Origin of the sequence: Campylobacter concisus (assembly GCF_003048445.1) — a bacterium.
In the GTDB taxonomy this organism is placed as follows: Bacteria; Campylobacterota; Campylobacteria; order Campylobacterales; family Campylobacteraceae; genus Campylobacter_A; species Campylobacter_A concisus_BF.
In genome coordinates this window covers 17,601-35,139 of the sequence record NZ_PIQW01000001.1, presented here as the reverse complement: position 1 = coordinate 35,139, position 17,539 = coordinate 17,601, and the positions used below count along the sequence as shown (strand labels likewise).

Below are 17,539 nucleotides of genomic sequence, written 5' to 3'. Positions count from 1 at the left end.
ATGACGGAACAAAAGATTTTATATCTAATTAAAAAACTAAAAAAGAACATCAAAAAAGAGATTTTTAGTATTTTTGATTATATGTTTTACGATTGCGAAGACGATAGAAATTACAAGTATGAAGTAGTTTACGAATTAGTCTATGACGAAAAAAGCCAAAAATGTAGCCCCTGCTTTTACGTTTATTATGGAGATTATCGAAAAAGTGATAAGCATAAATTTGAAAACAACAACAGATCTCTTCCAAAATATAAACACGGTGATGAAGCTATACAGAGTTGTTGCTATTTTGAAGCCGCAAACAGAGACGATAATTATTTGGATAGCGTTAGGGTTGCGGCTTATACTTTAGCTAGGCTTATGCATTTTTCTAAAAAGTATGATAAAAAAATTAAAAAACAGGAGACGACCAATGAACCAACTACAAACTAGAGAACAAGATGCAAGAGCATTAGTCGGCTCTAAAATGAGCCAAATCTCAACCATAGTAGGCAATGACAAGGCAAAAGCTAGCGTATTTGCCAGCGCTATCGCAAATATGGCTAACGACTATGGTCTAAGGAATTGTAGTGTTGAAAGCATAGTAAATACAGCTATGCAGATAGTCCAAATAGGGCTAAACCCAAATAAGCTTTTCGGACAAGCCTATGTAGTGCCATTTAAGCTAAAAAATGGTGGCGAAACCGCACAACTTCAAATAGGCTATAAAGGGCTTATTAGTTTGGGTATGAAAAACGGTTGGAAATTTAGAGCGGTAGCCGTCTATGATTGTGACGATTTTAGCCTAGAGTTTAATGGGCTTGATGACAAGATACACTTTGCGCCAAATTATGACGAACGAAGCGACGATGACGGCGACTGGGTATTTAGCCATTTAGTGGGCGTGATTGTATATGCAAAAGACAGCAATGATAATGTTTTCAGTGAGTTTGTCAGTAAGAAAAAGCTCGAGAAATTACGCTTAAAAAGTCAAAACCAAAGCAAAAAAGACAAGCTTGAGTATATATGGCTAGACTGGGCGGAGGAAATGTATAAAGCCAAAGCTCTTAAATACGTTGCTTCACGCTTACCGATAAATGATCGCCTAGCCGAAGCCGTAAGCGCGGAGGACGAACCTATCACAAAACAAGAAACTATTACACCGCCCAAAGCTGGACTAAATGAGCTTTTGAGTAGTTCGGAAAAACCGAACAGCTCAGTTGGTGCAAAAAATTCACAAACTGAATACATCGAAGCCGCGCCCCTTGAAGTTGAAATCGCAACTGTAAAAGAAAATTTGACAGTTGAGCCAATGCCCCTCGACCTACTACAAAGCGAGCTAATAAAACGAGGTGCTAGTGAAACAGAGGCTGAAAAATTAGTCGAGAGGTTAAGCATTGATGACGCCCAGATGTATCTAAACGATCCAAGCAGTATAGACAATTTAATAGAAAATTTAAAGGATAACTAATGAATGTAGGCTATTTTAAAAATCAAACTTTCAAAGCTCAAGACGGCAAAGAAGTAAAATTTATAGGGGGTATGATAAATATCCCCTTTTTACGCCCTATTGAGTGTGGGCTGATCCCAACTCCTGATGACGAGCTAGCTAAAAATCAAAACGCCCCAATATATAAAATAGTGCTTTTTAAGCCTAAAAATTACGAGGGAGCAAGGCAGATTATAGGCGGAATTTGGAATGCTGTCAGCAATGACGGAAAAACAAACTATTTTAGGGGGCATATAGAAACGCCTCTAGTAGCTGGCGGACGTGTTTATTTAGCGTTATTTACTCCAAAAGAGCCAAATGGGTTGATGTTTGAAGCTACGTGGAGCGCACCAAAGAAGAATAATAACTCCCACACGCCACAAGCTAACACTACCATAGATGATGACGTAGATATTGACGCCGACAAATACGACAACGACGAAACGATACCGTTTTAATTGCTTGACGGTTGTTTGATAGTTGGCTTAGTATAAACTTAATACAGCCATGCAAAAGCCAATTTTTAGGGCTTTTTGCTGGTTAATTTTGTTTGACGAGTAAATTATTAAAAAGGAAAAGGAAAATGACTTACGGCGAAGCGATTATGAATGCAAAAGATAAGATGAAGCTAGTAAAAGGCACGTTTAAGATAGACGTGCCACTGCCACAGCGATTAAACTTTGAAAGTGCGATGAAATACTACTGCGAAAAACTAGATCGCTACTGGCTTAGTAAAATCGAGCTAAACCCAGCCTCTAAATTTTCAAAGCAAGACGTGCTACAAATACTCAAAGGCAAAAATCTAAACGGAGTGAGCGATGACAACGGCTGAACTTAAAGACGCCGCTATTTTTGTAATGGCGTATAGCTTTTTGCAAATGGATAGCACCGAGCAGCTGGGGCTATTCATAAACAAAAAAGCAAGCAAATTTATCGACGAGCTGATCGAGGCGATGACGCCGATAGTGTCTCACTATCACGCATTTAAAAGGCGGATAGAAACTCAAATAAACGCTCTGGATAACAAGGCGAGCGTTGCCAAGCAAAACTTTAGCACAACCGCTCCACAACTAGCGTGTGATCTGCTTTATTTGAGGTTAGCACCAAATGAGCGCAAGGGACAAAGGCTGGCTCCGATACTGGCTGATTTTTATACGGCGAATAAAGAGAAAATAGCGTATATCTCAAATAAAAGCTGTGATACAAAATACCGCAAAGAGGCAGAGGATAGCCAAACACTGGCTTATTTTTATATTGAGAATATTTGAAAGGATTGATAGTGTTTTGGTGGAAAACGGAAAAAGAGAGATTAATGGGGCTTTTGGAGTGGTTTTTAAGCCATGATTGGCTATTTGACACAAGTGATTACAGAAAACTAAAGCAATTAAATACATCACTTTTAAAATTTGATATAGAGCCGGTATGGGTAAATTTTTCTATTTATGACTTGTTTTATCTAAAAAGCGCTGAGAGAGAAAGGCTGCTAGAAGAATATAAAAAGCTAAAGGATAAACAATGAAATATTTTTTAAGAGAAATTTGCTATTCGCTGGCGAATTTAGACAAAAGCTCTCCGCTAGCAAACTGTATCATAGCGATACTTTCCGTTGCGGGCAGTTTAACATTTCTATTTACCACATTTTTCTACCTTACTGACGGGGTTATATTTTGGCGAGGAGTGCATGTAATAGTATTATCCTTGTTGTTAGCAATGGCAATACTATTTTTTGATGCATATATTAGGGAAAATGCAGAACATAAAAACACTAAAGATTAAAGGACATATTATGAATACACTACAAGAAAAAATTGAGATTATCCAAGCTATGGAGAAAGGTTTAACTATTCAGTATTCTGAAACTGATGGTGAAGAAGATGACTGGGAAGACCTACTAACTGGTGAGCTAGATTTCGGTATGTATGAATATCGAGTAAAACCCAAGATTAACCCTGATGCTACCTTTCAGATAGGAGATAGGATTGTAAATAAAGCTGATGAAGGTAAGCTCAATCCTCAAGTACTAACGGTAAAAGGTTTTGATGCTGAAGGAAACTATATATGGGAAGAAGTCAATCATACTACTTGGTCAGATAGAGTAAATGATAACTATGTGAATATCAATGATGTCTATTGGTGGCACGTTATACATTACAAGAAACAAGATAGATATACCTTAGCTCTAACTATGATGAAGCTAGGTGAGATTAAAGATCGGGCTAATGAAGTGTATGAGCCTATGTTTAGTATGGGATTTAGAATCCCTAGAGGAGAAGAAGATGACACTAGAAGAGAAGATAAAACTTATTACAGCTTACGCAGAGGGTAAGATTGTGGATGCCTACGACACCATTTTTCAACGCTGGTTTGCAAAAGGCACGGATACTTGGGATTTTGATAGAGAGGAATACAGAATAAGACCCAACTCTACACTTAAGTTTAAAGTAGGAGATAGATTAGTTTATAAATCAGACGAAGGTTATACAGACATTGAAGTATATGAGGTCACTGAAGCAACACAAGAGTTTTACAGGCTAGATGATATGGTAAATAAAACTCCTGAATATGTAGAGAAAGAGTTTATCAATGAACGAGATGTATTGTGGTGTTTTAATATTTACGATTATGTCTCTAAAAGATACTCTATATGCCTATTTAGAAAGACTATACCTGAAATGGATAAAGAGTTTGCATCTAATCACGATACGCTTAGCTGGAAGCCTATATATGCTCTTGGCTTTAAATTAAAGGAGAATTAATGAGAAACATTAAGTATAAGGCTTGGGTAAAGAACCTTGATTTAAACGAGTATATCTTACAAGATGTTCTTCGATTAGATTTCTTCTTAGATACTAAAACTCTAGCTAAAGTGCATACGAAGTCGTTTAGACAGCATAGCCCTTTTGAGGTAGCTTTCGATAGTTATGATCCTAATAAAGTAGAGTTATTAGAGTTCACTGAGTACTACGATATTGATGGTAATGAGATATATACAGGCTATATCGTTAGCTTCTCAGCTTCTCGTAAGAACTATATAGGCGTTGTCGAGTGGGATAATAATGCTGCTAGTTATGTACTCAAGGCTAAAGACCACTTTAATGAGTACTTCAATGAAGTAGATGACCTAAAAGTCTTAGGCAACATTTACGAGAATAAGGAGCTATTAGATGAGTAGTCCAGAGCGTGAAAAACACTTAGCCGCCCTTGCAAACCTAGAAGCGTTTTGCGAGGCACACAATGAAAAAACAAAGCTAGTCGAGCAAATACAAGCTCTTTTATTTAAATGTGACGTCCGCTATTTACGGCACGCTCTGCGAGATTTGAAAGATTATATTAAGGATAAAAAATGAACCAAAGGCTGTTAAATCAAAAAGAGGCTACGGAGTTTTTGGGTTATTCTAAAAACAGCAATATTTTAGCCCTTATGCGTATGCCAAAAAACAAAAACAAGTATGAATTTGTCCCCAGATACATCGAGATGAACGGCGTTATCCGCTATCCACTTGATTGGTTAGAGGCTGATTTGGCAAAATTTAAAACCACAAAGCTCAAATAAAAAATTATCCCACCATTGCAAAACGCGAAGTTGCTCACTCGTGTTAAAATCCCTAAAATAAGCCTTATCCACGTCACTGCCTACCGTGTGAAGCAATATCTCATCTATCACTCTTTTTTCGAACATCGCTTTGTTGCCCTCATTTGCGCGGATCGCAAAGGTAGCAAAAGTAGCGCGAAAGCCGTGTGCGTGAAGGTCGTTTATGCCGATACTTTTTAGCGTTTTTAAAAGCACAGCATCGCAAAAGGCTTGACCGCTAACACGTGAGTTAAAAGGGGATTTAAAGACTGCCTTGCCGTTATCATTAATAGCACGCTGAAAATTTAAAATTTCTATCGCTTGCTTTGATAGCGGCAGTCTCACATTTAGTCCAGTCTTGTTTTGCTCTTCGTAAAAGTAGATAAGCCCTTTTTGCAAATCTACCCTATCCCACGTAAGCTCTCTTATTTGGTGGGGTCGCTGTGCGGTTAAAAGGTTAAAGAAAAACATATTTTTAACCACTTGGTTTATCCTTGCTTCATGGACGCAGGTGATTATCTCTTTTAACCTAAGCTCGCTTGTTATACCCTTTCTATGCTCAACCTTTTTATTTACAAAAATATCTCTTTTGTCCTCTATTATTTCAAGCAAAAAGCTAATATCCTTTACAAAACCATTCCCCCTAGCAAATTTAAAAACATATCTTAGCGTTGTTAAAATTTTCTTTGCACTCTCTAAGCTCACACCCTTAGTCGCATCCAAAATATCCTGCTTTGTTATCTCACTGATATTTTTGCTACCAAGTGGCTTTAAAATGTGCTTATTTACCCTATTTATCTGCTTACGACGTTTCTGTCTTGTCTTTTCGTCATCAATGTGCGGTATCTTTATGTCTAGCCACTCATAAAAGCACTCGCCAAGGGCTTTGCTTTTTACTACTAAGCCAAGCTTTTCTTTTCGCATGCTCTTTGCCATATCCCTTGCTTCTGCTAAGCTTATATCCTCATACCGCCCTATCGTTATATAGCCACTTTTTGTGCGCATCTTATAAATTTTAGTGCCATTGTCAAAACAAGCAAGGTAAAGTGAGCAAGTGCTATCAATGGAGTGATTTTTAAGCTTTTTATCATCGTGGGTTAGTTTTTTTACCTGCGAGATGTTTAAAATTTTAGGCATGTTTATCCCTTAGTTATACATTTTGTTATACACTTTGATTGTAAATAAGTATAAATATTTATAAATTAATATAAATTGAAAAATACTTTTTAGAAGCTAAATTTAGGACTTCTATAAATAAAAATAAATGAGTATAAATTGATATAAAAAGTAGAAATGGTGGCCCCGAATGGACTCGAACCATCGACCACTACCATGTCAAGGTAGTGCTCTACCAACTGAGCTACGGGACCAAAGATTTGGGATTATATTTTATTTTCCATTTTATTTAGCTTAATTGCCATTTTCTTTAAAATTCAACTTCATAAAACTGGTCTATATTTTGGCACACTAAATTATTATTAATGCAGATTTAATCAAACAAGGACTATAATTTTATAAAAATAAGTTTAAGTAAAAATATTAGTTTTTCATTGAAATTTGATGTTTATAAAATCTTAATAGAAAGGAAAAAGGGTATGAATAAGCTTAAATTCATCGCTATTTTTGCCTGTTTATTTTCGCTTCATCTCTTTGGTGCCGATATGCCAAAGGGCGATCTAAACGTCACAAAAGTAGCAGTCTCTGATGAGCTAAGAGCCAAGTATAAGATCAAACCTCATCATGAGCACCTAAGCTTTGACTGCGTTGATTGTCACCAAAACCAAGGCGATGATCCTAGCAAATTTAAAGCGATCGGCGACGCTGGCTGCCTATCCTGTCACAAGAGCAAGAAGCTCTTAGCCCAAAGGCTAAAATTTATGGATACTCTAAAGGCAAATCCTCACAACTCTGTTCACGATGGTCCGACTTTGTACTGCGACGAGTGCCACAACGAACACAAACCATCTACAAACATGTGCTCTGAGTGCCATGAACACGAGGTGCCACAATGGATGAACGGAGTAACACCATGAAAATTTCAAAAAAATTACTAGCACTTATAATCTTCATAAGCGGAATTGTTGGATTTTTAGTCGTTCTGCCAGTTCATTACGCACTTGATGAGACGAGTGGGGATAAATTCTGCATCGTTTGCCACGAGATGGATCCTATGGTGATCGCCTACAACGACGACATCCACAGCGGCAAGGGCAAAACTGGCATAAAAGCAAGATGTGTGGATTGTCACATACCGCATGACAACATCGCAAAATACGCCCTAACAAAGGCGAAAAACGGCATTTTAGAGGGCTGGGTGCATTTCTTTGGCGATCCTAATGCTATTGACTGGCACAAAAACCTCAAAAACCGCGAGCATTTCGTCTTTGACAACGGCTGCACAAGCTGCCACACAAACGTGATAGATAGCAACAACACTTCAGCGCAAGCTCAAAAGATGCACGCTCACTACAAAAAGCTCCTTGACACCCCTAAAGAGCTAAAATGTGTAAGCTGCCACTATGACGCAGGTCACGGCGCTGGCTTTAGAAACTATCTTGAGTACTGGAAGCCGTCATATAAAATTTATGATAAAAAGATGATCGAAAAGAGGATCGAAACTAAGCAAAAATTCTTCAAAGATGAGTACAAACCTACAAAAGAAGAAGAGGAATTTATAAAACAAAAGGCTGAAAAAGACACCAAAAAACCAGCTGGCGGTGGCATGGCTGGCTGATGAAGAATATCTTGTTGCTCTCAAGCGACTTTGAGCAAAATGTCATCCTAAATGCATCGCTTTACCGCTTTGGGTTTAGGATGATCCAGCTAAAAAGCGCCAGCGAAGTCATAAAGGACTTTGAGTGTGGCAACAGATACGATCTGTACGTTTTTGACGTAAAGGCTAGAAATTTAAACCTTGATCTGATTAAATTTATAAGAGATAGCCAAAACATCACTCTCATTATGCTTTTGCAGGGCGTTAGCGTCCCTAGCGTTTTTAAGGAAATTTACTATAAGCCATTTTGTCCTGAAGAGTTTTTATTTCATGTTTTTAGGCTTTGCAAGGTGCTTTTGGGCTCTAAATTTGAGCTAAAAAATGGCCTTGTCTTTGACAAAGACTCCTAGTGTATAAGAAAAGAGGACGAGGTCATCTACCTTGGCAAAAAAGAGAGCCAGCTACTTGAATTTTATGCAAAAACTCGCCCCACGTCGTCACCTACGACGAGATAGATCACCACATATATAAAAACGAAACCTTATCGCAAGAGTGTATAAGATCACTCGTGCGGGAGATAAGAGCTAAGATACCAACTATTTGCCTAAAAACAGTGCGAGGCACTGGATATAAGGTAGAGTGAGGAGGGGGTTAGCCTAGAAAATAAAAAATTTAAAAATCTCTAGTTTTTATCTCCAACAACTACACTCATAAGCTTTTTGTTCTGTTCATTTATATCAAATTTTTCTTCTGCGATTTTTCTACTTTCAATGCCCATTTGAATTATCATTTCTGGATTTTCTACAAAGTACATCATTTTTTGTGCTAGCACATCACTATTGTATGGCGGCACTAAAAAGCCATTTACTCCATCCTTGACCGTCTCTCTACAACCAACAGTATCTGTTGTTATGACAGCTCTTCCTATTGCCATCGCCTCTTGCGAACTCCTTGGCACACCCTCTCTATATGACGGCAAGACGAATACCGAACTATTTGTGATCCATTCTTTTATATTATTTACGTATCCTGGGAAAATGACAATTTCGTCATTAAGATAAGGTCTTAGCTCTTCTTGCTTTAGTCCAAATGGATTATTTTCTTCAAAGCCACCTAATATATAAAAATTTACATCCTTATATTTATCTTTAACCATTTTAGCCGCATCCAAATATTCAAAAATACCCTTTTCTGTGAGTAATCTACCTATGAATATAAAACTAATAGGATCACTTGTTGCTTTAGAGTATGAAAATTTTTCCAAATCAACACCTATGCCACCCAGTATATTGACACTTTTTACATTTATATTATAAGTATCTATTAGCTCTTTTTTATCATCGCTATTTAAAAAGATAAGTTCATCAAGAAGTGGTAAGGAAATTTTATATAGAAAAATCTGTATTGTCTTGATAATTTTCGCCTTTTTTGTTTGACCGCTCTTGTGGACAGTAAAAGCCCCACCAAGTCCTTCTATCATACCAACTATTCGTGGCACTCTTGCTATTTTTGCAGCTATAGTTGCAAAAATGACTGGCTTAACAAAAAAAGAAAAAACTACATCTGGTCTATACTGCCTAAATAGTCCAATCAAATCAAACGTAGCAATAGCGTCTTTAAATGGATTTAAACCTTTTGCATTTAAAGTATAGTCAAGCGGTATTGCACCAAAAGAGCTTATTTTTTCTCTACTTTTTTTATCGTAGTCACTAACCAAGCAATAAACTTCATGTCCGTTTAATACAAGCATTTTAATAAATTCTTTTCTAAAATTTATCATCGTGGAGGCGAGATTGCCGATTATAAAAATTTTCATAGCATCTCCAAAAAAAAGTTTTTATAAGGTTGCCAATAATGAATGGCATAAAACGAGTAGTTATACCAAATATAAAAGATCAAAAAATTTTCTATTATGATTAAAAACGCTAAGGTAAATTTTAACTTTATCTCTAATCTTTCTAGAAAAATACTAAAAATTACGATATCAAAAAAAATAAAATATAAACTGAGTCTATCTGCCAAAGTAGATAAAAATATAGACAAAAACATAGCCACAACTATTAAAACAGATAACTCATCGAATAATATATAATTTATATTTTTACTATTTTTTATATCATTTCTCATAAATATATATAAGATAAGAGGAACAATATGGATAGCAATCCTAATAAATGCACCATTGGAATAGTGCATATCAGATAAATATAAAAATTTTATCTTGCTAATATATCCAGCAAAAATATCAAATTTAAAACATATCAATGCAAGAACAAGAAAAAATACTATACCCATAAAAACTTTTTTTATATCAACTTGTCTTAAATATAGCAATGGTAAAAATATCAGTAATATAACAATAGACTTATGAAATAAACTACCAATTAAAATAAAAATCATGGATTTAAAATTATGATTTCTTGCCATAAAGTACATCGCGACAAAACCAAATCCTATTGCAACACTTTGTCTAGTATATCCCATAGCTACCACCGTAATACCATAAGGAAATGCAACAAGCAATCCAGTAAAAGGATATCTAAATCTAGTTACAAGGAAAAATAAGCAGCTTAAGAATAAAAAGGCGCAGCATAAATTTACAAAAATGATCCCATGTTGCGTAGAGATATTTTTTCCAATTAGACTTAAAATTTCATATCCGAGATCAATTCTTGCATCTTTATAAAACATTTCATATAAATAATAATTCCAGTCGCCACCAATCTCGTATCTTGCACCAATAAACAATATTAAGAATAGATATAGCACAACTAATGCTGTTTTATTAAAGCGTGAAAATTTAGTCAAATCTAATACTAAAAATGTTGATATGTAAGCAAATATTACAAAATAAAGCAATAAATTTTCCTAATTATTTTTCAAAGAAAGAAAAATCCTTTTTGCGAAAACAAAAATTTGAGGACACCCCAGAAATACAGAACCGTATAAAATTTTATAAACAAAATTTCTATTTATTTTAAAAACATATTTTATGTTATTTGCCTCTGGACATATAGCATTTATATGCTTTTTAAAGTTGCTGTCCGAATAATCCAAAATAAACTTTAAAATTGCAGGGATGTGATATTTAAAATATTCATCAAAAAGACCTCTCTGCAGCAGGAAATTCCTTACGGCTTTGCTAAACTCAGCAAAGTCATCAAGAGCCTTTTTATTATTTGAAAAACTATTAGAAAGTGAATTGGGATTCGTTCTGTAATGATAAAATGGCCTTGCAATGTGAGTAATTTTTTTTGCTTCATAAAAAAGCTGCAAATTTACAAAACTATCCTCACAATGTGAAAAATGTGGAAAATCAATATTTTTATAAAGCTCCCTTTTAACTAATTTATCACACATGGAAACAGAAATCTCATGAGATAAAATAGCTTTTACAAATTCCAAATTTAACTTTGGATGATTTTTTGTATAAAAAAAACTTTTTATAACGCTTTTTTTGCTAAATTCTTTAATGTAGTCAAAACAAACGATATCTGCATCGCTTTTTTTAGCTTCATATATCAAAGAGCTTACCATATCTTTATCGACCCAGTCGTCACTATCTGCATGTAAAATGTATTTACCGCTTGCTATTTTCAACCCACTTTTTCTAGCTTGCGGTAAACCTTCATTTTTTGTTTTATTAATAATTTTTACATGTTTTTTTCTGTTTCGGTATCTTTCTATCGTATTCTCCAAAATTTTCATAGATTTATCTGGCGTGCAGTCATTTACAAAAACATACTCTATATTGTCATAATCTTGCTCTAAAAGCGTAACTACACAATTTTCTATATATTTTTCCACATTATAAATGGGTACTATTATGGATACATCGTGGTCTTTCATTTGCTTATCTCTGCATTTTTCCAAAATTTTTAATAAGTCTTAAAACAAATAGGATAGTTTGTAAAAATTTGTTTTCACCCATCACTACTTGAACTCTATAAAATTCACAAAGAGTTCCTAATATATCAACACTACTGACTCCATCATTTGAAAATTTACCGACCACACTTTTTAGTATTTTTATCTGAGTTCCACAATTTGCAACAGTCAATACAAATAGCTGATCTGCCGCTATTGGAAATTTTCTAGAATAGTATCCAAACTTTTGATGGAGACTTGTACGATATATTGAGCCAACAGCATGCCCTGAAATATAGTGGAATTGTCCTTTAAGCCATTTTGGACCACTATTTGGCTCGATTTTGCCATTATCAGTATCGACACAAGCTGTTATTATGTCTACACCATCTTCTATAGCTTCCTTATAATTTTGAATAGCATTTGGATAAAGTTCATCATCAGCACCAATAACAAGGTAGAATTCTCCGTTACAAGCCTTTATACCTCTGTTTAAAGCGTCATAAATCCCAAAGTCCTCTCCAGAAATAACTTTTATATTTATTCCTTCAGTACTTTTTAAAATTTCTAAAGTACTATCACTAGATGCTCCATCAGAAATGATCCACTCAAAATCTTTATCGGTTTGCTCTTGCAGACTTTTTATAACTCTAAGCAAGAATTTTTCTGCATTGTAGGTTGCGGTAATTACGCTAAGTTTAGTTGGTTTTTCATTGTAGTTTTTATAGTAAATCTTTTGATTCATTTGGATGTGTCTTATTTTATTTTTAATATCTATTTCTGCAAAAAGCCTACACTTTATATCAAACTTCACAATCATTAAATTTATTTTTTAAATACCACTGTATGGTTTTTACTATTCCGCTTTCAAAGTTTTCGTCTGCTTTCCAGTGAAGCTCCTTTTCTATCTTACTCGCATCTATAGCATATCTTCTATCATGCCCTGCCCTATCTTCCACAAACGCAACTAGGTCTTTATATGAGAAATTTGCAATAGGTTTTTCTTTATCTAAAATGGTCGTAACGATATTAACTATTTCCAGATTAGTCTTTTCGTTGCGTCCACCAATATTATACGTTTCCCCGCTTTTCCCATTGTGAAAGACAGTATCTATTCCTTTGCAATGATCAAGTACATATAGCCAATCTCTTATATTTTTACCGTCACCATAGACTGGTATTGGCTTTTTTTCAAGTGCATTTTTTATAATTGTTGGTATAAATTTTTCACTATGCTGTTTTGGACCGTAATTATTTGAACAATTTGTAATAACCGTATTTAGTCCATATGTCTCATGATAGGATCTAACTATCATATCAGATGACGCCTTAGATGCTGAATATGGAGAATTTGGTGCATATGGTGTTTTTTCAGTAAATAGCTCATTTGAATCAAGACTAAGCGTTCCATAAACCTCATCTGTGCTAATATGATGAAATCTTGAGTCTTTATACTCCTCTTTATAGTTAAATGGACTTTTCATCCAATATTTATAAGCTACATCTATCAAGGTAAAAGTTCCATTTATATTTGTTTGTATAAATATATCTGGACATTTTATCGAGTTATCCACATGAGACTCAGCAGCAAAATGAACAACTCCTTGCACGTCATATTCTTTAAATATAAATTCCACCAACTCTCTGTTACGAATATCACCCTTGATAAATTTATAATTTTGATTTTTTTCACACTCTTTTAAATTTTCTAAATTCCCTGCATATGTCAGCAGATCCAAATTTACCAATCTGTAATCTGGATGTTTTTCTAAAAAATACGGTACAAAATTTGATCCTATAAAGCCAGCGCCGCCAGTTACTAAAATAGTTTTCATGTATTAGCTACCTTTAAAAGGTATTTTCCATAGCTATTTTTTGATAGTCCATTTCCCAGTGCTACCAGTTGTTCTTTTGAAATATATCCTTTTTTATAAGCTATCTCTTCGATGCAAGCTATTTTTAATCCTTGCCTTTTTTCGATCACTTCTATAAATTTACTAGCCTCCAATAGGCTTTCATGCGTGCCAGTATCAAGCCAAGCATAACCCCTACCCAAAACCTCTACATAAAGTTTTTCTTGTCTTAGATACTCTTGATTTATTGTAGTTATTTCTAGCTCGCCTCTATCTGATGGTTTAACATTTTTAGCTATCTGCACAACATTGTTTGGATAAAAATATAAACCTATTACTGCGTAGTTGCTCTTTGGTATTATTGGTTTTTCCTCGATACTTATAGCTTTTTTATTTTTATCAAATTCCACAACACCATAAGTTGATGCATCATCAACGTAATAACCAAACACAACGCCTTTCTTATCATTTTCTACTTTTTGTTTGCTATTTTCAAGTAGTTTTATTAATCCCTCACCATATATGAGATTATCACCAAGCACCAAGCAAACATCATCGTTACCTATAAATTTTTCACCTATTATAAAAGCTTCCGCAAGCCCATTTGGATGATCTTGTATGGCGTACTGGATATCAATGCCCAAACTACTTCCATCCCCAAATATGTCCTCAAATCTATCTATATCTTTGGGGGTAGAAATGATCAAAATTTCTTTGATATTAGCAAGCATGAGCACCGACAATGGATAATATATCATTGGCTTATTATAAATTGGCAACAACTGCTTAACTATACCCTTTGTAATTGGATAAAGCCTAGTTCCACTTCCGCCAGCTAAAATTATCCCTTTCATTTATGCCACCTATTCATAATATCGCAAATTTTTAATATATCTTCTTCTTTATGAAAATAAGATATTGGCAAGCTTAATATTGTGTTGTGTATCTCTTCACTTATTGGATACCGACCTTCTATTATGCCATGCATAGATTTTTGTCTATGTGGGGGCAATGGATAATGTATTTCAGTTTTTACTCCATTTTTAAGTAGATAGCTTTTTAGCTCGTCTCTTTTTTTATGTCTAACATTAAAAACATGATACACGTCAAAATAATCCTTATCCACAACAGGCGTTACAAACCTATCATCCAAATTTTCCAAATAAATCTTTGCTAGCTCTCTTTTATGATTTGTAATATCATCTAAAATTTGAAGCTTAACCGATAAAAATCCAGCTTGAATTTCATCTAATCTCGAATTATAACCAAGCTCATCATTATAATACTTTATAGCAGAGCCGTAGTTTCTGAGAGACTGAAATGTCTTTGCCAAATTTTCATCATTTGTAGTGATAGCCCCAGCATCGCCCAATGCACCTAAATTTTTTGTTGGATAAAAGCTAAAACATCCTATACCAAAACTACCAACGATCTTATCTTTAAATTTAGCCCCGTGCGCCTGCGCTACATCTTCAATTATCTTTAAATTATACTTATTTGCAATAGCGCAAATTTTATCCATATCACAAGCCTTGCCATATAAATGTACGACTGTAATTGCTCTTGTATTTTTGGTTATTTTTTCTTCAATCTTATTTGGATCTATGTTGTATGTATTTATATCAGGTTCAACCAAAACAGGTTTAAACCCATTTCTAACAATTGCTAAAATGGTTGCTATATAGGTATTAGATGGTACTATTATCTCGCTATTTTTAGGAAATTTACATGCGTCTATTGCCAAGATAAGAGCATCCAAGCCACTTGCAACTCCTATGCAGTGTCTTACATTACAAAAGGAGGCAAAATTCTCTTCAAATTTTTTTACTTGATCTCCCAAGATAAACCAGCCGCTATTTAAAAATTCGCTAAAACTTTCTTTATATTTATTAAAAAGCTTTTCATTTGCAAGCCTTAAATTTTCATACTCGATCATTCAATACTCCTCATCAATATAATCATCTTTGTCATAAAACTCTGAAGCAAAAACTAATATAGTAGACCCTTTTGAAAAATTATCCATAGTATGCCAATCTTCTGGCTCGAGCAGTAAGCATTTTGAAGGACTATCTAATAAAAATGTCTCTTTTTTTAGCCCATCATTGACATATATCTCGCAACTTCCACTAACACAGATTAAAGCTTGAACGGTCTTTTTATGTCTATGCCCACCCCTCTTTTGAGCCACATCATATATACAATAAAATCTCTTTATCTCAAATGGAAGCAGTCTTTCCATGACAGTAAGCCCGCCTCTTTCGTCTTTAAATGTTGGAAGATCAATAATATAAGCCATTCATAGTCCTAAAATATAATTTTTATCATAAACATTATAAGTATTTTTTATCAATCTTTTAATTTTTACAAGTGGTGTTTTCCAATTTTTTTTACATTTTATCGTACCGTGAAAATCGTATTTATGACCTATCTCTTCTAATCTGTTTTTTATATCTTCTAAATGAGACAAATATGGCTTATATAAGTTTTTTAAATCAATTTTTCTTAATTTGTAATTTCCAAATTCTAATTTATTATTTTCTAAGAATTTAAAACCATGAAAATGATAAAAAATCAGCTTAAATTCTTTTTTAGAAAGATCATATTGTTGGATATTCCATGGCGCAACACCACCTCCTAAATTTTTTAAAGAATGGACTCCTTTAAATCTATTTAGCCAATCATCCAAATATTTTTGATCTCCAAATTTACCATCTTCAAATCTCGCATAGCACCACTCATTACAAGCATTTCTCCACCAGTTTAACACTTCCATTCCATTTTTATCATTTTTAAATGTCATAAACTGCACACAATAAATTCCACTGGTTTTACTTTGATCATATTCTTTGGTATATCTATGCTCCGTTATTAAAACAGATTTTTCACCCATCTCATCTATCAGCACGGCTGGGTCTGAAAAGAAATACAAATCTGCATCAAGGTATGTACAACTACTTAGATTATACTTTTCTATGCAATACTTAATAATCGAGGGCGTACAAGTCCAGCAATACTCACCTGGTGTTCTACTTTTTTTTATATTTAAAAGTTCATCATCTTCAAATTCTTCAAGCTGAATTACTGTTGCTGATTCTAAATTTAATTCCTTTAAAACCCTATAACTCATATCATCAAAAGAAAAAATATATAAATGAAATTCATCACTATATTTTTTAAGAGACTCGTACATAGCTAAACCACGAGTTAGGTAGTTGCTATCAAAAAGGGTGCAATAGTTATATATCATTTAATACCTTTTAGAATATATCCTTTGAAATAGTAATCTTCGCATTTTCCGTCTAAGGCATCATACTCTTCAACAACGGCATATCCTTGGTTTTTTAAAAAAAGCAATAGCTCATTTTCTTCAAAAAACCAGCATGGGTAACTGGCGTCATAAATTTGAGGCGGAACTATTTGTAGTTTGATTTGCTTTTTTTTTGCAAAAGGGGTTCTATCTATCAAAATAAAATCAAAATTATTTTTTAATATACTTTCCATCAATTCATAGGGTTTCTCAATATATTGTAAAACACTTGATAAAACCAAAATATTTGGATTTTGCTCTTTTTTGCAAGTTTCTATATCATAATAGAAATGCAATCTACTATCTTGAAAATCATTTTTTCCAACATCAACAAAATGCTTTTGCTCAACAATACTCCAAGAAACTTCATCAAAGCAATCCAAGAATTTTTTATTTTGAAAATATGTACTCCCTAAACTTCCACCAAAGTCAAGCACCCTAAGCTTTCCTTTAGATTTTGCACAAGCATACATAAGCCCAGCTAAGAGCGGCCAAGAATATTGGATTTTATCAAATATTACACTGTCTCTTTCAAAAATAGCTTCTTTGTTTTTAACCTTTAAGAGAGAAACTCTAACTTTCTGAAGTATTTCTTTACTGTCATAACCAATAGATACCTTTTTAGCTTCCTCCCAAGTGTTATAGCTACCTTTCCAGCCGTGTTTGTTTGGTTTCATTCTCTTCAAGAGATTAAATAAAATAGGCGGAATTAAACTCTTAATAAATTTTTTCATCGGCACAATTAGTCCTTTTAATATAA

At 34.1% G+C, this 17,539-nt stretch carries 27 protein-coding genes and 1 tRNA gene; 16 read left to right on the top strand and 12 right to left on the bottom strand.

Annotated features, from left to right (window positions below):
- The 12 genes from CVT14_RS00210 (at position 1) to CVT14_RS00155 (ending at position 5,021) form a co-directional block, all read left to right on the top strand.
- A complete protein-coding gene (locus CVT14_RS00210) occupies positions 1 to 432 on the top strand; it encodes a hypothetical protein (RefSeq protein ID WP_107849392.1) in 432 nt (143 codons plus the stop codon).
- Positions 413 to 1,450, top strand: a complete 1,038-nt coding sequence (locus tag CVT14_RS00205; RefSeq protein ID WP_159071734.1) for a recombinase RecT — start codon at positions 413 to 415, stop codon at positions 1,448 to 1,450. Before CVT14_RS00210 ends, CVT14_RS00205 begins: the two co-directional genes overlap by 20 nt.
- Positions 1,450 to 1,926: a DUF736 family protein gene (locus CVT14_RS00200; protein WP_107849390.1), complete on the top strand. Its 477-nt coding sequence runs from the start codon at positions 1,450 to 1,452 to the stop codon at positions 1,924 to 1,926. Before CVT14_RS00205 ends, CVT14_RS00200 begins: the two co-directional genes overlap by 1 nt.
- 125 nt (positions 1,927 to 2,051) lie before the next feature.
- Positions 2,052 to 2,300: a hypothetical protein gene (locus CVT14_RS00195; protein ID WP_107849389.1), complete on the top strand. Its 249-nt coding sequence runs from the start codon at positions 2,052 to 2,054 to the stop codon at positions 2,298 to 2,300.
- On the top strand, positions 2,287 to 2,736 hold the full coding sequence (locus CVT14_RS00190; protein ID WP_107849388.1) for a hypothetical protein: 450 nt from the start codon (positions 2,287 to 2,289) through the stop codon (positions 2,734 to 2,736). The genes CVT14_RS00195 and CVT14_RS00190 overlap by 14 nt, the downstream gene beginning before the upstream one ends.
- An 11-nt stretch (positions 2,737 to 2,747) precedes the next feature.
- Complete coding sequence (locus tag CVT14_RS00185; protein WP_107849387.1) at positions 2,748 to 2,987, top strand: hypothetical protein; 240 nt, start codon at positions 2,748 to 2,750, stop codon at positions 2,985 to 2,987.
- Entirely contained in the window at positions 2,984 to 3,244 is a 261-nt protein-coding gene (locus CVT14_RS00180) for a DUF5336 domain-containing protein (protein ID WP_107849386.1), read from the top strand. The genes CVT14_RS00185 and CVT14_RS00180 overlap by 4 nt, the downstream gene beginning before the upstream one ends.
- A gap of 10 nt (positions 3,245 to 3,254) precedes the next feature.
- Complete coding sequence (locus tag CVT14_RS00175; protein ID WP_107849385.1) at positions 3,255 to 3,794, top strand: hypothetical protein; 540 nt, start codon at positions 3,255 to 3,257, stop codon at positions 3,792 to 3,794.
- Positions 3,745 to 4,224 carry a hypothetical protein gene (locus tag CVT14_RS00170; protein WP_107849384.1) on the top strand — a complete coding sequence of 160 codons (480 nt, stop codon included), beginning with the start codon at positions 3,745 to 3,747 and terminating at the stop codon, positions 4,222 to 4,224. The genes CVT14_RS00175 and CVT14_RS00170 overlap by 50 nt, the downstream gene beginning before the upstream one ends.
- Positions 4,224 to 4,640, top strand: coding sequence for a YopX family protein (locus CVT14_RS00165; protein ID WP_107849383.1), 417 nt, complete (start codon positions 4,224 to 4,226; stop codon positions 4,638 to 4,640). Before CVT14_RS00170 ends, CVT14_RS00165 begins: the two co-directional genes overlap by 1 nt.
- A complete protein-coding gene (locus CVT14_RS00160; protein ID WP_107849382.1) occupies positions 4,633 to 4,815 on the top strand; it encodes a hypothetical protein in 183 nt (60 codons plus the stop codon). The genes CVT14_RS00165 and CVT14_RS00160 overlap by 8 nt, the downstream gene beginning before the upstream one ends.
- A complete protein-coding gene (locus tag CVT14_RS00155; RefSeq protein WP_087582262.1) occupies positions 4,812 to 5,021 on the top strand; it encodes a hypothetical protein in 210 nt (69 codons plus the stop codon). Before CVT14_RS00160 ends, CVT14_RS00155 begins: the two co-directional genes overlap by 4 nt.
- Here CVT14_RS00155 and CVT14_RS00150 read toward each other — a convergent pair.
- Together CVT14_RS00150 and CVT14_RS00145 are read right to left on the bottom strand one after the other, a co-directional pair.
- On the bottom strand, positions 4,977 to 6,176 hold the full coding sequence (locus CVT14_RS00150; RefSeq protein ID WP_107849381.1) for a tyrosine-type recombinase/integrase: 1,200 nt from the start codon (positions 6,174 to 6,176) through the stop codon (positions 4,977 to 4,979). The two genes, CVT14_RS00155 and CVT14_RS00150, sit on opposite strands and share 45 nt — an antisense overlap.
- A 157-nt stretch (positions 6,177 to 6,333) precedes the next feature.
- Positions 6,334 to 6,409, bottom strand: a tRNA-Val gene (locus CVT14_RS00145).
- Positions 6,410 to 6,634: 225 nt separating this feature from the next.
- Between CVT14_RS00145 and CVT14_RS00140 the strand changes: the two genes are divergently transcribed.
- Genes CVT14_RS00140 through CVT14_RS11000 form a run of 4 tightly spaced genes read left to right on the top strand, consistent with a single transcriptional unit; the run spans position 6,635 to position 8,395 of the window.
- Complete coding sequence (locus CVT14_RS00140) at positions 6,635 to 7,072, top strand: cytochrome c3 family protein (RefSeq protein ID WP_103568684.1); 438 nt, start codon at positions 6,635 to 6,637, stop codon at positions 7,070 to 7,072.
- Positions 7,069 to 7,773 (top strand): cytochrome c3 family protein, encoded by a 705-nt coding sequence (locus CVT14_RS00135; protein WP_107849380.1) that lies wholly within the window; start codon positions 7,069 to 7,071, stop codon positions 7,771 to 7,773. Before CVT14_RS00140 ends, CVT14_RS00135 begins: the two co-directional genes overlap by 4 nt.
- On the top strand, positions 7,773 to 8,162 hold the full coding sequence (locus tag CVT14_RS10690; RefSeq protein ID WP_199907309.1) for a hypothetical protein: 390 nt from the start codon (positions 7,773 to 7,775) through the stop codon (positions 8,160 to 8,162). Before CVT14_RS00135 ends, CVT14_RS10690 begins: the two co-directional genes overlap by 1 nt.
- Before the next feature lie 59 nt (positions 8,163 to 8,221).
- Complete coding sequence (locus tag CVT14_RS11000; protein WP_199907314.1) at positions 8,222 to 8,395, top strand: helix-turn-helix domain-containing protein; 174 nt, start codon at positions 8,222 to 8,224, stop codon at positions 8,393 to 8,395.
- A 39-nt stretch (positions 8,396 to 8,434) separates the two neighbouring features.
- On the opposite strand, the gene CVT14_RS00125 is transcribed toward CVT14_RS11000, so the two are convergent.
- The 10 genes from CVT14_RS00125 to CVT14_RS00080 are packed head-to-tail and all read right to left on the bottom strand — an operon-like array spanning position 8,435 to position 17,513.
- A complete protein-coding gene (locus tag CVT14_RS00125; RefSeq protein WP_021088767.1) occupies positions 8,435 to 9,568 on the bottom strand; it encodes a glycosyltransferase family 4 protein in 1,134 nt (377 codons plus the stop codon).
- Positions 9,565 to 10,611 (bottom strand): EpsG family protein, encoded by a 1,047-nt coding sequence (locus CVT14_RS00120; RefSeq protein ID WP_021088748.1) that lies wholly within the window; start codon positions 10,609 to 10,611, stop codon positions 9,565 to 9,567. The genes CVT14_RS00125 and CVT14_RS00120 overlap by 4 nt, the downstream gene beginning before the upstream one ends.
- Before the next feature lie 9 nt (positions 10,612 to 10,620).
- Positions 10,621 to 11,601 carry a glycosyltransferase family 2 protein gene (locus CVT14_RS00115; RefSeq protein ID WP_035169747.1) on the bottom strand — a complete coding sequence of 327 codons (981 nt, stop codon included), beginning with the start codon at positions 11,599 to 11,601 and terminating at the stop codon, positions 10,621 to 10,623.
- A 4-nt stretch (positions 11,602 to 11,605) separates the two neighbouring features.
- The gene (locus CVT14_RS00110; protein ID WP_159071733.1) at positions 11,606 to 12,364 is read right to left on the bottom strand and encodes a glycosyltransferase; all 759 of its coding nucleotides are present in this window, start codon (positions 12,362 to 12,364) and stop codon (positions 11,606 to 11,608) included.
- A 58-nt stretch (positions 12,365 to 12,422) separates the two neighbouring features.
- Positions 12,423 to 13,454, bottom strand: coding sequence for a dTDP-glucose 4,6-dehydratase (gene rfbB / locus CVT14_RS00105; protein ID WP_021088719.1), 1,032 nt, complete (start codon positions 13,452 to 13,454; stop codon positions 12,423 to 12,425).
- Positions 13,451 to 14,326, bottom strand: coding sequence for a glucose-1-phosphate thymidylyltransferase RfbA (gene rfbA / locus CVT14_RS00100; RefSeq protein WP_021088820.1), 876 nt, complete (start codon positions 14,324 to 14,326; stop codon positions 13,451 to 13,453). The genes rfbB and rfbA overlap by 4 nt, the downstream gene beginning before the upstream one ends.
- Complete coding sequence (locus tag CVT14_RS00095) at positions 14,323 to 15,408, bottom strand: DegT/DnrJ/EryC1/StrS family aminotransferase (protein WP_021088802.1); 1,086 nt, start codon at positions 15,406 to 15,408, stop codon at positions 14,323 to 14,325. The genes rfbA and CVT14_RS00095 overlap by 4 nt, the downstream gene beginning before the upstream one ends.
- The gene (locus CVT14_RS00090) at positions 15,409 to 15,768 is read right to left on the bottom strand and encodes a sugar 3,4-ketoisomerase (RefSeq protein WP_021088730.1); all 360 of its coding nucleotides are present in this window, start codon (positions 15,766 to 15,768) and stop codon (positions 15,409 to 15,411) included.
- On the bottom strand, positions 15,769 to 16,719 hold the full coding sequence (locus tag CVT14_RS00085) for a hypothetical protein (protein ID WP_021088776.1): 951 nt from the start codon (positions 16,717 to 16,719) through the stop codon (positions 15,769 to 15,771).
- Positions 16,716 to 17,513 (bottom strand): TIGR04325 family methyltransferase, encoded by a 798-nt coding sequence (locus CVT14_RS00080; RefSeq protein ID WP_159071732.1) that lies wholly within the window; start codon positions 17,511 to 17,513, stop codon positions 16,716 to 16,718. The genes CVT14_RS00085 and CVT14_RS00080 overlap by 4 nt, the downstream gene beginning before the upstream one ends.
- Positions 17,514 to 17,539: the final 26 nt, after the last annotated feature.

Coding starts and splice junctions, on each gene's coding strand:
- CVT14_RS00210 (WP_107849392.1), top strand. CDS start 1: ATGACGGAACAAAAGATTTTATATCTAATTAAAAAACTAAAAAAGAAC.
- CVT14_RS00205 (WP_159071734.1), top strand. CDS start 413: ATGAACCAACTACAAACTAGAGAACAAGATGCAAGAGCATTAGTCGGC.
- CVT14_RS00200 (WP_107849390.1), top strand. CDS start 1,450: ATGAATGTAGGCTATTTTAAAAATCAAACTTTCAAAGCTCAAGACGGC.
- CVT14_RS00195 (WP_107849389.1), top strand. CDS start 2,052: ATGACTTACGGCGAAGCGATTATGAATGCAAAAGATAAGATGAAGCTA.
- CVT14_RS00190 (WP_107849388.1), top strand. CDS start 2,287: ATGACAACGGCTGAACTTAAAGACGCCGCTATTTTTGTAATGGCGTAT.
- CVT14_RS00180 (WP_107849386.1), top strand. CDS start 2,984: ATGAAATATTTTTTAAGAGAAATTTGCTATTCGCTGGCGAATTTAGAC.
- CVT14_RS00175 (WP_107849385.1), top strand. CDS start 3,255: ATGAATACACTACAAGAAAAAATTGAGATTATCCAAGCTATGGAGAAA.
- CVT14_RS00170 (WP_107849384.1), top strand. CDS start 3,745: ATGACACTAGAAGAGAAGATAAAACTTATTACAGCTTACGCAGAGGGT.
- CVT14_RS00165 (WP_107849383.1), top strand. CDS start 4,224: ATGAGAAACATTAAGTATAAGGCTTGGGTAAAGAACCTTGATTTAAAC.
- CVT14_RS00160 (WP_107849382.1), top strand. CDS start 4,633: ATGAGTAGTCCAGAGCGTGAAAAACACTTAGCCGCCCTTGCAAACCTA.
- CVT14_RS00155 (WP_087582262.1), top strand. CDS start 4,812: ATGAACCAAAGGCTGTTAAATCAAAAAGAGGCTACGGAGTTTTTGGGT.
- CVT14_RS00150 (WP_107849381.1), bottom strand. CDS start 6,176: ATGCCTAAAATTTTAAACATCTCGCAGGTAAAAAAACTAACCCACGAT.
- CVT14_RS00140 (WP_103568684.1), top strand. CDS start 6,635: ATGAATAAGCTTAAATTCATCGCTATTTTTGCCTGTTTATTTTCGCTT.
- CVT14_RS00135 (WP_107849380.1), top strand. CDS start 7,069: ATGAAAATTTCAAAAAAATTACTAGCACTTATAATCTTCATAAGCGGA.
- CVT14_RS10690 (WP_199907309.1), top strand. CDS start 7,773: ATGAAGAATATCTTGTTGCTCTCAAGCGACTTTGAGCAAAATGTCATC.
- CVT14_RS00125 (WP_021088767.1), bottom strand. CDS start 9,568: ATGAAAATTTTTATAATCGGCAATCTCGCCTCCACGATGATAAATTTT.
- CVT14_RS00115 (WP_035169747.1), bottom strand. CDS start 11,601: ATGAAAGACCACGATGTATCCATAATAGTACCCATTTATAATGTGGAA.
- CVT14_RS00110 (WP_159071733.1), bottom strand. CDS start 12,364: ATGAATCAAAAGATTTACTATAAAAACTACAATGAAAAACCAACTAAA.
- rfbB (WP_021088719.1), bottom strand. CDS start 13,454: ATGAAAACTATTTTAGTAACTGGCGGCGCTGGCTTTATAGGATCAAAT.
- rfbA (WP_021088820.1), bottom strand. CDS start 14,326: ATGAAAGGGATAATTTTAGCTGGCGGAAGTGGAACTAGGCTTTATCCA.
- CVT14_RS00095 (WP_021088802.1), bottom strand. CDS start 15,408: ATGATCGAGTATGAAAATTTAAGGCTTGCAAATGAAAAGCTTTTTAAT.
- CVT14_RS00090 (WP_021088730.1), bottom strand. CDS start 15,768: ATGGCTTATATTATTGATCTTCCAACATTTAAAGACGAAAGAGGCGGG.
- CVT14_RS00085 (WP_021088776.1), bottom strand. CDS start 16,719: ATGATATATAACTATTGCACCCTTTTTGATAGCAACTACCTAACTCGT.
- CVT14_RS00080 (WP_159071732.1), bottom strand. CDS start 17,513: ATGAAAAAATTTATTAAGAGTTTAATTCCGCCTATTTTATTTAATCTC.